The organism is Confluentibacter sediminis (assembly GCF_003258355.1).
GTDB classification, from domain to species: domain Bacteria; phylum Bacteroidota; class Bacteroidia; order Flavobacteriales; family Flavobacteriaceae; genus Confluentibacter; species Confluentibacter sediminis.
Genome location: NZ_QKPO01000017.1, coordinates 27,587 through 42,815 on the forward strand (window position 1 = coordinate 27,587; position 15,229 = coordinate 42,815).

Here is a 15,229-nt window from a genome sequence, read left to right on the forward strand (position 1 = left end):
AACTCGTTTAGAATTTTATGAAATATACTATATTAATTTACCTTTTATTTCTTTGTTCACTACATGTTCAGGCTCAAAAAAAAGAAGTAGATACAACGGCCTATAAAACATGGAAAAGAATTGATAAAAAGAGCTTGTCTTTTAATGGTGAATGGATGTTTTATAGTGCTGTATACCAAGACATCGATCAGGAAAATGAAAATGAAATAATACTGAAAAATATAAAAAATGATCGTCAGTTGATTTTAAAAAATACGGAGGAATTGAATTTTATAGGAACTAAAGATTGGGTGAAATACACTAAAAATGATAGCACCTTTTTATATTCTTTGGCTACAAATAAAAAGAGGTTTTGGAATGTTAAAGACTATACCCAATCTATAAAAGGTACCGATTTATTATTTTATATACAATATGGACCTTATGTAAATGGTAAATCACTTAAAAAAATAGTGTATTATGATATCGAAAAAAATGATAGTATTGTTATCCGTAGTATAAAAGATTTCAGCATTATTGATGATAGAAAGCTACTCGTTTTTGCTCAAGAAATAAATAATGAAACTTATTTAAAGTCAGGCAGAATTGGAGGTGTATTTAAAACATTATATAAATGTGAGAGTTCAAATTTTGGAGATTTTACGCTAAACAGTAAAAAGGAAGGTGGTTCTTTCACCATGAAATCTCCATCATCAACTTCAAATAATTTGTTGTTTTATTTTAATATTGAAACAGGTGTTGTAAAACAAGTTTTAGACTATGATACTGTAAAATGGGAAGATTCTTTATATACATTTTCAAGAATTGCATATCCCTTGGAAGCAGATACAAAAATAATTCCATTACAGTTACAGGCTAATTTTAATAAATATGAAAATTCAAAAATAGAAAAATCCGATATAGATATTTGGTCATGGAATCAAGGGGCTTTGGAGCGACGATTAGAGAAATTACGTGGAGAAAAAGAATCCTCTAAAGATCCATATTACGTTTATAATTTGAAAAAAAATGAGTGCTTTAAAATTGATTCTGGTGAATATTCCCAAATTATTGCTCCTAATTTAGACCATTATACCCAAGTGTTTAAAACAACAACAGAAGGGTATGAAGTAGAGGTTGATTGGAAATTTAATGAACCCCACGATTTATATTTACTTAACCTAGAAACTAATAAAAAAAGTAAGGTGATGGAAAATATAATAGAAAACCCTTACTGGAACAGCAGTGGTACATACGCCATTTTATATAATGAAAAGGATAGGGTTTGGATGTCATTAAACCCAGCTGATAAAAAACCGGAATTTAGAGTCATTGGTGAGCAAATTAAATATCCGTTATGGGATGTTGAAAATGATTTTGGAGAATACTCTAAGTCCTATGGTATTGCTGGATGGTTAAATGAAGGAAAAACACTAGTGGTTTATGATGAGTACGATTTATGGGCTATAGATTTAACAGGAAATAAAAAGCCCTATAGTATTACCAATGAATTTGGAAGAAAAAATAAAATCAGACTTCGTTTAAACAATACCTCTACAGCAGAAGATCTTACTTTAGATACAGAAATTCTTTTAAAAAGCTTTAATAAAGTTACCAAAGCAAAGGGGGTTTATCGTTTAAAAAAACACCTCTTAACTAAACTTATAGAACAAAAAGATAGCAGTATCAATATTCAGGAAATAGCGGGTAATGGTAAAAGTTATTTGTTTACCAATGAGAGCTATACTTGTTTTCCAAATCTTTGGTGGGCTAATAAGGATTTTAAAAATAAAAAGCAAATCACAAATTTAAATGTGCAGCAAACCGACTATGCTTGGGGCAATGCAAAGCTTGTAAGTTGGAAAAATTTTAAGAATAATAACAACGAAGGAATACTTTATTTGCCAGAGAATTATGATGCTAATAAAAGCTATCCGGTTATCGTTCATTTTTATGAAAAACATACTGAGGACCTATATAAATATCATATTCCAGAATATAGCTCCTCAAATATTGATATACCCACTTATGTAAGTAAAGGTTATGTAGTTTTTCAACCTGATATACATTATGTATACAACCAACCAGGCATGAGTGCATACAATGCTACCGTAAGTGGTGTTCAGTACTTAATAGAAAAAAAGATAGCTGCCAAAGATCACATTGGCATACAAGGACATAGTTTTGGGGGGTATGAAACCTCGTTTTTATTAACAAAAACAGATGTCTTTAATTGCGCCATAGTAGGCTCGGGTGTTAGCAATTTCACATCAAACTATTTTAGTTATAGAACAAACGGATTGTCTAATTTGTTTAAATATGAGGTAGATCAATATAGAATGAAAGATTCTTTTTTTGAAGAAAAAGAGAAGTATATTGAAAATTCACCCATTTTTCATGTTGAAAACAATCATACCCCAACATTAATTTTTCATAACGATCATGATTTGGCTGTCCCTTTTCAAGAGGGAATGTCATTGTTTTTAGCGTTACGAAGGTTAGGAAAAGAAAGTTGGTTGATAAATTATAAAAATGAAGGGCACACTTTATCAGAGTATCAACACCAAAAAGATTGGACTAATAAAATGCAAGCTTTCTTTGATTTTTATTTAAAGAATTCGATCCGTCCAGAATGGATGTAGTTTGATTTTTTTATGTTTTAAAGAAGATATAACTAAAATTTTATAAGGGTATGTTTTGATTTTAACGTCCTAAATAAATATATCAACTTGTTAAATATAATAAGCCTTCTTTTACATTTCTTTATATTAAAGTTTATTTGAATTAGTTAATCAACCTAAACTTTTAACTGTTAAAGGAGTTTGGAGAGCTGTTTTTTTAATACAGCTCTCTTTTACTAAAATCATCATGAATGGAATTTTATGCATTTTTAAACGAATATTTTATAATAATAAATGAACAACTATAATTACAACAGAAAGCAGATTTTAATGCTTAAGGTAGCTCTCATTTTTTTGAGCAGTTTTAAGGGGTTTTCACAGATAATTAATTCCAATAATCCTCTGCCAATAGACAAGACCATAAAAAAGGGTGTATTGCCCAATGGCATGACCTATTATATAAAAAGTACTGATGTGGTAAAAGGGGCGGCAAGTTATTACATTATCCAAAATGTGGGCTCTATTTTGGAAAATGAAGACCAACGTGGTTTGGCACATTTTTTAGAGCACATGGCCTTTAATGGAACAGAAAGTTTTCCTGGAAAAGGTGTTTTAAATACCTTGCAAAAACACGGTGCCGTATTCGGTAAGGATGTCAATGCATATACGTCTTTTGATGAAACCGTTTATAACCTGAACAATATACCAACAAAGGACGGTTTAGTAGATACCTGTTTAACGATATTAAAAGATTGGTCCAATTATTTGTTGTTGACCGATGAGGAAATTGATTCAGAAAGAGGTGTTATAAAAGAGGAATGGCGCACAGGTCAAAATGGGGGAATGCGTTTGTTTGAAAAGGCTATGCCAGTTCTGTTTAATCATTCAAAATATGCGGACAGAATGCCAATAGGCCTCATGTCTGTAGTCGAAGGATTTGATTATAAAGCACTACGTGATTTTTATCACGATTGGTATAGGACGGACTTACAGGCTGTTGCCGTTATAGGGGATGTTAATGTAGATGATATAGAACAAAAAATCATAGAAAAGTTTTCTAAAATTCCAGCAGTAGAAAATCCAAAAGAGCGTATTATAGTAGATATACCAGGCAATAAAGGCATGTCATATGTTTTCGGTACAGATCCAGAAGTGTCAACAGCATCTATTAGTTTAGGAATTCGTCATAAAAAATCGTTAGAGACAGAAACAATTACCGATTTAAAAAGGTCTTTATTGGAGATGATGGCGACCAGCATGTTGTCTGCAAGACTATCAGAACAGTCTCGAAAACCAGATGCCAGCTTTTTAGGGAGCCAGGTTGATTATGGCGAGTTTACTAGAACCTCTAATGCCTTTAATATAAGTGTTTATCCAAAATCAAATAAACAAGCAGAAGCTTTTAAAGAAGTATTGACCGAAGTGGAAAGAGCTGTTAAATATGGCTTTACACGATCAGAGATAGACAGAAGTATAGCCGAACTTAAAAGTTCTTACGAAAACCAAATCGCAAAGAAACAAGATGTTAGCCATGGTCAAATAGAACAAAGTATTCAGGCTGATTTTTTATCAAATGCTACCATGACAGATATAGAAAAGGAATATGAAATTTCAAAAGAGATTTTTAATACCCTTACCGAAGAAGATTTTCATAATACCATTAAGCGTTTATATTCTAAAGATAACAGATATTTAAATGTCACAGGTGTAGAGGGCCAAGACAATTTAACAGAAGACCAAGCAAAAGAAATCATGGCACAAGTAGAAAATGATGTATCCATAACGCCTTACACTGAAGCTTTAGATGGCAAAACATTGGTATCCGATTTAAACATCAAAGCAGGAACCATCAAAAAGACCACAATAGATAAAATAACAGGAGCAACGACTTATATTTTAAGTAACGGAATTAAAGTCCATTACAAATTTGTTGATAAAGAAAAAGATAAGGTGTTGTTAAGTGCCATCAGTTATGGAGGTATGTCACTTTTAAGTGATGCCGATTTGCCTTCTGCTAGTTTGGTGGGTAACTTAATGCAAATGTCTGGATTGGGGGATTTCAATGCGACCGATTTACAAAAAATACTGGCAGGCAAGACAGCTGATGTCAGTATAGGCATAGGAGGTATTAATGAGTCGCTGTCTGGGGGCTCAAATACCAAGGGTGTAGAAACCATGCTGCAAATGGTTCATGTTTATTTTGTAAAACCACGTTTTGATAAAGAAGCTTTTCAGGTTTTGGAAAACAATATCGATAATTACATTGTTAGAAGAAGTAAAGATATAGGAGAAAAGATGAGAGACAGTTTAACAGTTGCTTTGTATGGAAAAAATAATCCTAAAAAGCGACTTTTTAACCAAGATTATGCCGATGCCATTTCGTTTGAAAAAATGAAGACCATTTATAAAGAACGTTTTGCTGATGCTTCGGACTTTGAGTTTTTCATTACAGGTGATGTTAAAGACAATCAATTAAGACCACTATTGGAAAGATACATAGCAAGTATTCCAACAAAGCATAAAAAAGAAACCTTTAAGGACAATGGAGCGGAATGGGTGGCCAACAATATTGATAAAGATATCTATTTAACCATGGAAGATCCTAAAGCATCAGTAAATATTTCCTATAAAAAAGAAATACCTTATTCTATAAAGAACCGTATTTATACGGATGTTTTGGGGGATGTTTTACAATTACGGGTTACAGAAACCGTTAGAGAAGCAGAGGGAGGCGCTTACAGCCCAAGTGCAGGAGCTTATTTTACGAGAGAGCCAAAATCGCAAATCTATGTGACATTTAGTTTTGATTGCAATCCCGATTTGGTTGATAATTTAGTTAAGATTGTTAATGGGGAGTTGCAAAAAATAGCAGATGGCACTATTAATGATGATGATTTAAATAAAACAAGAACTAATTTTATCAAAGAGCACGAACAGGCAAAAGATAAAAACGGGTACGATATGCAATGGCTTACGTCGTATTTCAGATTTAATGAAAACATTGATGATCCCAAAAACTTTGAAGATATCGTAAACAAAATGTCTAAAAGGGATATTCAGCAAATAGCAAAAAAAGTTCTTGACGGAGGAAAATCCTATGAAGTTGTATTCAAACCAAAACAATAAAATAATATAAATTTAGTATTGGCTCTTTTGGTCGTAGGAATAGCACAAGCACAGATTCTAGAACCAGTAAAATGGACCACTTCCGTTGAAAAATATCCGATACAGAATACGAATTGATTGCCATTGCCAGTATAGAACCTAAATGGCATTTGTACTCACAGTCTGTTCTAGAAGGCGGGCCAATAGCAACCAGTTTTACCTTTGAAGGCAATGGAAACTACCTTAAAAAAGGCAATACTTTAGAAGCAAAAGGACATTTGGTCGATGATCCGGTTTTTGGGATGCAAATTAAGTTTTTCGAAAATAAAACGTCATTTAAACAACGCATCAAGTTAAAAGCCAAAGTCCCTTTTAAAGTTGGTGCTACTGTTGAATTTATGGTCTGCGATGATAGAGATGTTTACCACCTAACGAAGTAGATCTAGAATTCAACATTCACTAAACATAAGTATCCAAATGAGAAATATTTTTTTGTAATAAGTGTTTGTTACTAAATAAAATCATTCTGGATTGACAAAAGCTCTATAACTAATGCCCAATTTTAAAAGCTGTTGGAGCAAGGGAGTTGTTACTCTTACTCAGACGTAAAATTTAAGACCGTTTGTTAAAAAAACAAATATCTTAGAATACCATTAGAAAACGGTATCAAAAGTCATCTATTGGCAAGTATTATACCAATAGATGGCGTATTATCACCAACAGAGACCATCTTTATGTAGCCAAAAGCAAACAAATTTTGTTTTTTATTAGTTCTTTTTGACTTTAGTGTATAATTCGGTGAACCATCCTAAATCAGAAGTGTTTAAAGTTTTGAAAATAAGCGGTTATGTGTTTTTAAGAAATCTTGCCATTCCGACTTTTTAAGAAATCAAGTTTTTGTGTTTTAAAGAGTCACATTTAATTTACTTTGTTAAAAAAAAAAAGAGACCTATTCGATTGCCAGCTATAGAAATCCATAAAAAGGTAACTGAATGACTTGATTTGACTTTTGTCTTTAATATTCAATTTAAAAACGAAAGATAATAGACATTCAAATACCTTTAGTATCTATTTTGGAAAAACAGGCAAGTGAGAAAAATGGAAAGTTCTTCTTGATGCTAGAATAATTTGGAATTTTCATTTTCTATATAAACCGAAGAGCTTAAATTATAAATTAACTTAAAAAGGCTTGTTTTTTTAAATTAGTTCTTCTTAATTTATTACTTTAATGGTCTTCTTATTATAATTTAGCTATATGTTATTCAGTTTAAAATTTAAAGCAAAATTTTTTGTTTCAGTTTCCATTTGTGTTATGTCCATTTATGCTCTAAAGGCTTTTGGGCAATCCCAACACACTAGTTTTATTCCTATTCAGCCTGATATTTTATCTAACTCGCATATAACCTGTTCGTTTAAAGATAGCAAAGGCTATATGTGGTTTGGTACCTATGAAGGATTGATACGCTATGATGGCACAAATATATATCGTTATCAAAACAATCCTAAAGATAGCACGAGTATAAGACACAACAATATAAATGTTATCGTTGAAGACGCAGAAAGTAATCTTTGGGTAGGAACCGCTAGAGGTTTATGTAAATTTGATAGAGAAAAGGATAATTTTATTTTTTTAAATTCCATACCAAACATAAAAGGTTGGCTTTATAATGGGTATGTGACCAGTTTATTGTTTGATGATTATGGTAACCTTTGGATAGGTACACATGGAGGAGGAGTTTTTGTTTATAATCATAAAAGCTTGGAATTAAAGAATATAAGTGGAAATAATTTTTATGATTCAAAAGAAAAATTTGTCACAGCCCTTTTATGCATAGATGACAAGATATTGTGTGGCACAAAAGGGGGACTCAAAGTATTTGATGCAAATAAAAAAACTTTAATTGATTCAGGGTTTATAAAAGGTGTTGTAATAGACAATCAAGTTACAGCTTTAGCAAAAGACAGAGAGAAAAAAATTTGGATTTCGACATTAAATGGCGCTTTAATAAAAGGTGTCAAAATCAAAAATCATTATGTATTAGAAACAAAAATTTCTGGCAAGACAGATATTGAAGGTTCAAACAGTATTTGGTCTATATGTAGTGATCGAAAAGGTAATATTTGGATGGGTGGAGAAAATTCAGGTTTGACTTATCTAAACGTGGAAAATAATAAAATAGTTCATTTTGGACCGGAAAGTAAAGTGCTAAAAAAACTGCCAACAGCTAGCATAAGTTCAATTTTTATCGATGATTTAGAACATGTTTGGATAGGCACATTCAATCATGGTGCTTTTATTATTGATAATAGTCCTAGTAAGTTTGGTAGATATAATTGGGGCAATATTAATTCAAATGATATTATAGGTAGGGAAATAACGTCTTTTGCACAGCAAGAAAATGGAGATGTTTGGTTGGCTAGTAATAAAGTGGGGTTGATTAAAATTGACCTAAAGACCAATGAGTTAAAATATTGTAAAGCAATTAATATTAAACTTGCTTCTTCTAAGATAACTTCATTGGTTTTTGATACTTCTAAAAATTTATGGATTGGTACTGGAGAAGGCTTATTTAAATTTAATTTAAATACTAATAGTCTTAAAAAATACAATCTTATTTCAGAAGGGCTTGGTGATAATAATCCCTCTGTTCTTTTTGAAGATAAAAAACATAGATTATGGGCTGGAACAAGTGGTAGTGGTTTGTTTTATTTAGATAGTGAAACAGATACATTTATAAGTCTAAATGAAACGAAACAACCAAATAGCATTTCGAATATTTTATATGTTAGTTCTTTGGCAGAAGATAAGAATGGCTCTTTATGGGTTGGTACATTTTATGGATTATATCAACTTACAGAAATTGGTCACTATTCTTTTAAGTATAACCGTTTTTATGCAAATGAATTGGACCCTAAAAGTCTTGCAAGTAGCTCTATACAATCTCTAGTTTTAGATGCAGAAGATAATCTGTGGATAGGGACTACAGATAATGGACTTAATTTGAAAGAAAAGGGAAGTAATTCTTTTAAAGCATTTAAAGAAAAAGATGGTTTAGCAAGTAATGTGGTTAGAGGTTTAACTATAGACAACTCAGGTAACCTTTGGGTTAGTGGGAATGCGGGGTTAACAAAAATAAACTTACAGACCAAAAGTTTTAGTAAGTATAGCAAATCAGATGGGTTGATGTCTAATGGTTTTTTGCCTAATGCTTCTTTTACCACGAATCAAGGGAAATTGTTTTTTGGTAGTAATAAAGGCATGAATGCATTTTATGCTGACAGTATAGATATTCAACTGCCCCTGCCTAAATTTTATTTTACCGGTTTAAAGATAAATAACCAATTAGTAACTCCTAATGAACTTAATTCTCCTTTAATAAAACCCATTGAATATACTTCAAATATAGAACTTTCATATAAACAACGCTCGTTTACATTAGATTTTGCAGCAATCAACTTTGATCCTTCATTTAAATATGATTATTGTTATATGTTGCAAGGGTTCGATACAGAATGGAATTGTATAGGTGCTAATACGAGTGCTACTTATACAAATATAGATCCTGGGAATTACGTGTTTATGGTAAAAGCATTAGGTAGAGGAAAGCCTTTAGATATTGATCCGCTTAAATTGAATATCACCATACAACAAATCATATGGTTAACTTGGTGGGCTAAACTTTTGTATGTACTATTAATAAGCTTGGTTGTTTTTTTTCTTGTAAAAATTAGGCTGGATCGTATAAAAATAAGGAATCAGCTGGTTTTGGAAAAATTAGCTCGTGAAAAGGAACACGAGCTATTAGAATCAAAAACAGCATTTTTTACCAATATTTCTCATGAGTTTAGAACGCCTTTAAGTCTTATTTCTATGCCGCTAGAAAAAATTATGGATATGGAAGGGTTGCCTAAATCTGTAAAAAAAGGGCTAAATGTGATTAAAGTGAATTCAAATAGAATGTTTCGATTGGTTAATGAGTTGATGGATTTTAGTAAAATGGAAAATGCGAAGTTAGAGCTTGGTGTGCAAGAAGGTGAACTCGTCGGTTTTATAAAAGGTATAGCATCTAGTTTTTATGACCTTGCTGCAAAAAAGAATATTAGCTTTGAAATAGATGTTGCTGAACCTAAACTTATAGGTTGGTTTGATCACGATAAATTGGAAAAAATATTGATAAATATTCTTTCTAATGCTTTTAAATTCACATCTAAAGATGGGCATATTCGGCTTATTGTTCAGTCAAGATTGAATCATAACACTGATAAAATTACAAAAACGCGTTTTATAGAAATACAGATTATAGATAATGGCATAGGTATTCCACAAAATGAGCTTCCCTTTATTTTTGATAAATTTTATCAAGTAAGATCCCCAGAAAAGATCATTAACTCAGGCACTGGAATCGGTCTCTCACTTACAAAAGGTTTGGTTGAATTGCACCATGGTAATATTGAGGTAGAAAGTATCTCTGGGGAGGTCACGAAGTTTTTAATTCTCATTCCAATAGACAAACACATTTATTCGGAAGATGAACTGATGGAAACATCTATCCACCTAAATATACAAGAAGAAATTAAGGGATATTATGACTATGAAAGTTTTGGTGATGATGAAGAAGAAGATCATGATACAAAAAAAACAGATAAGATAGATGGTACCTGTTCTACAATACTAATTGTAGAAGACAATGATGACCTGAGAGAATACCTGTCAGTTGAATTAGGTAGACAGTTTATAATTATTGAAGCTGAAAATGGACAACAAGGTTTTGATATCGCAGCTGAAATAGGACCTGACCTTATTATAAGTGATATTGCAATGCCAATAAAATCAGGTTTAGAGCTTTGTAGAGAAGTGAAGACTAATATGAAAACCAGCCATATACCATTTATTTTATTAACCGCAAAGGCATCATTAGATCATCAGGTATTAGGAATAGAAAATGGAGCCGATATTTATATTACAAAACCATTTAGTATTCGCTTTTTAGTGGCTCAGGTCAACCAGGTTATTGAATCCAGAAAAAGATTATATGCCCAATTTAGTCAAAACGTATATCTAATGCCTGGTATGGTAACCAAAAATGAAATGGATAAAGAGTTTCTTCAAAAAATAATAAGTTATATTATTGAAAACATACAAGATCCTGAACTTGGGGTTAGCCAGCTAGCCGAGATTTTTAATTTAAGTCATAAGCAAGTTTATCGCAAAATAAAAGCCTTAACAGGAAAATCTGTGGTAAATTTTATTAGAGTAATACGTATAAAAGAATCCCTTAAACTTATGGAAACTCAAAAATATACACTAAAAGAAGTTGCTTATATGACTGGTTTTAACTCAGCCTCCTATTTTACTACATCCTTTAAGGAAGAATATGGTAAAGCTCCATCAGAATTTTTGGATCAGATTGTTAATTGATTATCTTACATTACTATTATTTAAACTTTATAGTTCACTGTTGGTTCCCTATTTTTGGTATAGCTCTGAAATGTGATTTTTTTGTTAATTGTAATTAGGTGAATGGAACTGTAGCAGAAGGTTCCCTAGAACAACCTTAACTTTTGTCCTGGTACTTGGAGTGGTAATTATTTTAGAGAGTTACTTCATATTTATAAATGCGTTTTAACCGAAACGGTGTTCCTCTGTTAATTCTTTAATATTTTCTCGCTCATAACTTAATTGTATGGATGCTGATGTAAACTTTTTTTTATAATTCTAAGATTTAAAGAGTCTTAAAATTTATGTGCGAGTAAATGCGGTAATTCCAATTTATACAAAGTCTCTTTTGAAAATATTAAAAATAGATTTATTTGGCCATTATAAAAATTGAATGCGTTTTTTTGATTCACAATTTAAAAAATGAATTATTTGAATAACATATTACCTAATTTATATTCTATATTGATATTTCTGACAGATTTTTAAAATAGTCATTTAAAAATGGCTAATATTTAATAAATCATACTTGAAAATCGCGAAATAACCGCTATAATCCTATGTCTTAAAGAGAATGTCCATTTTCTTAAAGACAAATAAGTGTGAATTCAACACTTTTGTTACAACCAATAATTAAGCTTTATTTAAGTTTTATTTAAGAGTGTGTTAACATTAATTTTGGAATATACTTTAATATGGCTTTTTTATAAAAAAAAGAATGGGTGCCTTAAAAGGGCTCTATTCAAAATATAAACCAAACTAAATATTAAACTAAGTGCCAGAAAAACTACAAGAAAAACTTCATTTAAAAAAAGACGACAGAATTGACGGATTTAATTCTGTCATTCTAAATGTATTTAAATCCCAATTAACCTAAACAAAAATTAACAGAATGTTCAAAATTACACAACTTTTATTTGTGAAGCTAAGGTGTCTAAATAAGATTTGGATACTTGCTACTTTTATTCTTCTGCTTGGATTTCAGTCACATGCTCAAGATTATAAAATTATTACAGGAATAGTAACTGAGTCCGCTACAGGGGATCCTGTTCTTGGGGCGAACGTTATTTTAAAAGGAACCGAGGGAATTGGTACCGTCACAGACTTTGATGGGAAATTCACACTAAGAGTCCCTTCTACTAATGCCGTACTTGTATTTAGCTACATAGGTTACCAAACTGTAGAAAAAGAAGTAGGTAATAGTGATACAATTAACATCGTTCTTAACGATAGCCAAATGGCTTTAGATGAGGTTGTTGTTGTAGGCTATGGAAAACAAAAGAAAGAGAGTGTTGTAGGAGCCATATCTCAGGTAAAAGGAGAGACACTTCAACGAGCTGGTGGGGTAACCAATTTAGGAGCAGCACTTACGGGGAATGTTCCTGGGCTAACAGTAACCTCAAGTACTGGTATGCCAGGAGAAGAAAATCCTAATATACTTATTAGAGCTCAAACGTCTTGGAATAATAGTAGTCCGCTTGTTTTGGTGGATGGTGTAGAACGTCCACTTTCAGATGTAGATATAAATTCAGTTGAAACCCTATCTATATTAAAAGATGCTTCTGCTACTGCTATATTTGGAGTTAGAGGGGCAAACGGTGTAATCCTTATAACTACTAAACGAGGGCAATTAGGTAAAGCCACCATTAGTGTTAATTTAAATACGACTGCAAAAACAATATCTAAGCTGCCTAATAAATACGATGTTTATGATGCATTAATGCTAAAGAACCGGATTGTTGAATATGAATTGGGCAGATTTCCTGAAGAAGGTGGTGCGTGGGCATATATAAATTCTCAGGAATTCATTGAAAATTATAGAAACCAAACAACTCAAGAACAGAGAGAGCGTTACCCAAATATAGATTGGACAGATTATTTGTTTAAAGATATGGCCATGTCTTATGGGGCAAACATTAATATTAGGGGCGGTAGTAAATCTGTCAAATATTTTTCTTCTGTGGATTATGTTTCAGAGGGGGATCTTTTCAAAAAATTTAATGATGGCCAAGGGTATCAGCCAAAGTTTGCTTACGATAGAATAAATACAAGAACTAATCTTGACTTCGATTTAACAAAATCGACATCTTTTAAAGTAAACCTTTTTGGTTCTTATGGAGTGCGTACATCACCAAATGGTGTTAATGTGGATCAGGTTGGAGACTATGTTTCAGGAGCATATAATATGCCAGGAGATGTTTTTTACCCGCATTATGCAGATGGAGCTTGGGGATTTTATTATCCAGAAAGATCAGGAGTAGTTACCCAAAATTCAGCAAGAATATTTGCTACTGCTGGAGTTCAACAAAGAATTGATACCCGATTTTCAACAGATTTTATTTTACATCAAGATTTAGATGCCATTTTGAAAGGTCTTAACGTAGAGGCTACTATGTCTTGGGACAATCGATTCAATGAAAATGGTAGAGGTATTACAGGAGGTACCAGTGCTAAACTTAAATGGATTGATCCAAAAACGGGGATTGCATACAGTGATCCAGATCAATCGATTGATGGTACGACCCAATTTGATTGGGTGCCGGTAGTTAACTGGGGTACAAGTGGAGGAGAAATAAATAATAATGTAACTTATCGTGCCCTTAATTACAATGTGCAATTAAATTACGACTCAACCTTTTACGACAAGCATAATGTTACCCTGATGGGGCGTTTCATGCGTAGAGAAAGTTCTGGTGGAAGTAGTATACCAGGATATAATGAAGATTGGATATTCAGAGCTACTTACAACTTTGATCGTCGTTATTTTTTAGAGTATAATGGTGCCTATAATGGTTCTGAAAAGTTCGGCAAGAAATTTCGTTTTGGATTCTTTTCCTCAGGAGCAATAGGTTGGACATTAACCGAAGAGAAATTTATGCAAAATGTTAAGTTTCTTGATAACCTTAAAATTAGAGCTTCTTATGGAAAAATTGGAGATGATAACGCAGGAGGCGTTAGATTCTTATATCAAGATCAATGGGCATATGGTGGGAATAGTGAATTGGGGACAGTTCCTGGGGCAGGAGAGTCTAGTCCTTACACTTGGTTTAAACAAACACAATTAGGTAACCCCGATATTCATTGGGAAACAGTAACCAAAAAGAATCTTGGAATTGACTTTGCCATTTTAAAGAATATGGTGTCAGGAACGGTTGAGGTATTCCATGATTTTAGAGAAGACATTCTTATTAAAGGTGGAGATAGGGCTGTACCATCTTATTTTGGCGTAACACCAACTTCGGCTAATGTTGGTAAGGTTAAAGGGGAAGGTTATGAAATAGAGCTTCACTTTAATAAAGCATTATCTGATAATTGGAGAATGTGGACGGATTTGACAATTACAAAAGCTAAAAATGTTATTCTTGATGCTGATGATCCACTATTACTGCCAGATTACATGAAAAGGGCAGGATTTGCTAATGGGCAAGCAAAGTCTTATTTGTCAAATGGATATTATAATACCATGGATGAATTATATGGAAGTACGCCTTTTATAACCAATGACACCAAAATACCAGGAAGTTATAATATTATAGATTATGATGGAGATGGTGTTATTGATAACGACCAAGTACCATATGGCTATTCTGGAACCCCACAAAAAACTTATAACTTAACAGTAGGGTTTGAATGGAAAGGGTTTAGGGTATTTGCACAATTTTATGGTGTAAACAATGTATCTAGATGGGTTGGTTTAAATAATTTTAACCGTCCGTTCCTTAATACAGCTTATGATGCTGGATCGTATTGGTCTTCACAAAACACAAATCCAGATACTCCATTACCAAGACTGGTGTCAAATATTAATGGAAATTATCTTGGAGATCGTTACATGTATGATGGTTCTTATATACGTTTAAAAAATGCTGAAATAGCATACACATTTAATGCTGGTTTTGCTAAAAAATTAGGATTCAATTCCATGCGCGTTTATTTAAACGGTAATAATCTTTGGTCATGGACTCGGATGCCAGACGATAGAGAATCCAGTCTGGCAGGAGGTGTTTATGTAGGTGCTGCTTACCCAACAGTAAAACGTTATAATTTGGGTCTTAATGTCAATTTTTAAATCTAAAAAAGTAATTGA

At 32.3% G+C, this 15,229-nt stretch carries 5 protein-coding genes; all 5 read left to right on the forward strand.

The features are described 5' to 3' along the window. Positions 1-17 precede the first annotated feature (17 nt). Positions 18-2,621 (forward strand): alpha/beta hydrolase family protein, encoded by a 2,604-nt coding sequence (locus DKT72_RS15035; protein ID WP_111309568.1) that lies wholly within the window; start codon positions 18-20, stop codon positions 2,619-2,621. Positions 2,622-2,894: 273 nt separating this feature from the next. After that, positions 2,895-5,726, forward strand: coding sequence for a M16 family metallopeptidase (locus tag DKT72_RS15040; protein ID WP_235841734.1), 2,832 nt, complete (start codon positions 2,895-2,897; stop codon positions 5,724-5,726). 113 nt (positions 5,727-5,839) lie between these two features. Then, a complete protein-coding gene (locus tag DKT72_RS15045; RefSeq protein ID WP_235841735.1) occupies positions 5,840-6,145 on the forward strand; it encodes a protein-disulfide reductase DsbD domain-containing protein in 306 nt (101 codons plus the stop codon). Between the two features lie 815 nt (positions 6,146-6,960). After that, a complete protein-coding gene (locus tag DKT72_RS15050) occupies positions 6,961-11,124 on the forward strand; it encodes a hybrid sensor histidine kinase/response regulator transcription factor (RefSeq protein ID WP_111309569.1) in 4,164 nt (1,387 codons plus the stop codon). Between the two features lie 910 nt (positions 11,125-12,034). Beyond that, the gene (locus tag DKT72_RS15055; protein WP_111309570.1) at positions 12,035-15,211 is read left to right on the forward strand and encodes a SusC/RagA family TonB-linked outer membrane protein; all 3,177 of its coding nucleotides are present in this window, start codon (positions 12,035-12,037) and stop codon (positions 15,209-15,211) included. The last annotated feature ends 18 nt before the right edge of the window (positions 15,212-15,229 follow it).

Coding starts and splice junctions, on each gene's coding strand:
- DKT72_RS15035 (WP_111309568.1), top strand. CDS start 18: ATGAAATATACTATATTAATTTACCTTTTATTTCTTTGTTCACTACAT.
- DKT72_RS15040 (WP_235841734.1), top strand. CDS start 2,895: ATGAACAACTATAATTACAACAGAAAGCAGATTTTAATGCTTAAGGTA.
- DKT72_RS15055 (WP_111309570.1), top strand. CDS start 12,035: ATGTTCAAAATTACACAACTTTTATTTGTGAAGCTAAGGTGTCTAAAT.
- DKT72_RS15050 (WP_111309569.1), top strand. CDS start 6,961: ATGTTATTCAGTTTAAAATTTAAAGCAAAATTTTTTGTTTCAGTTTCC.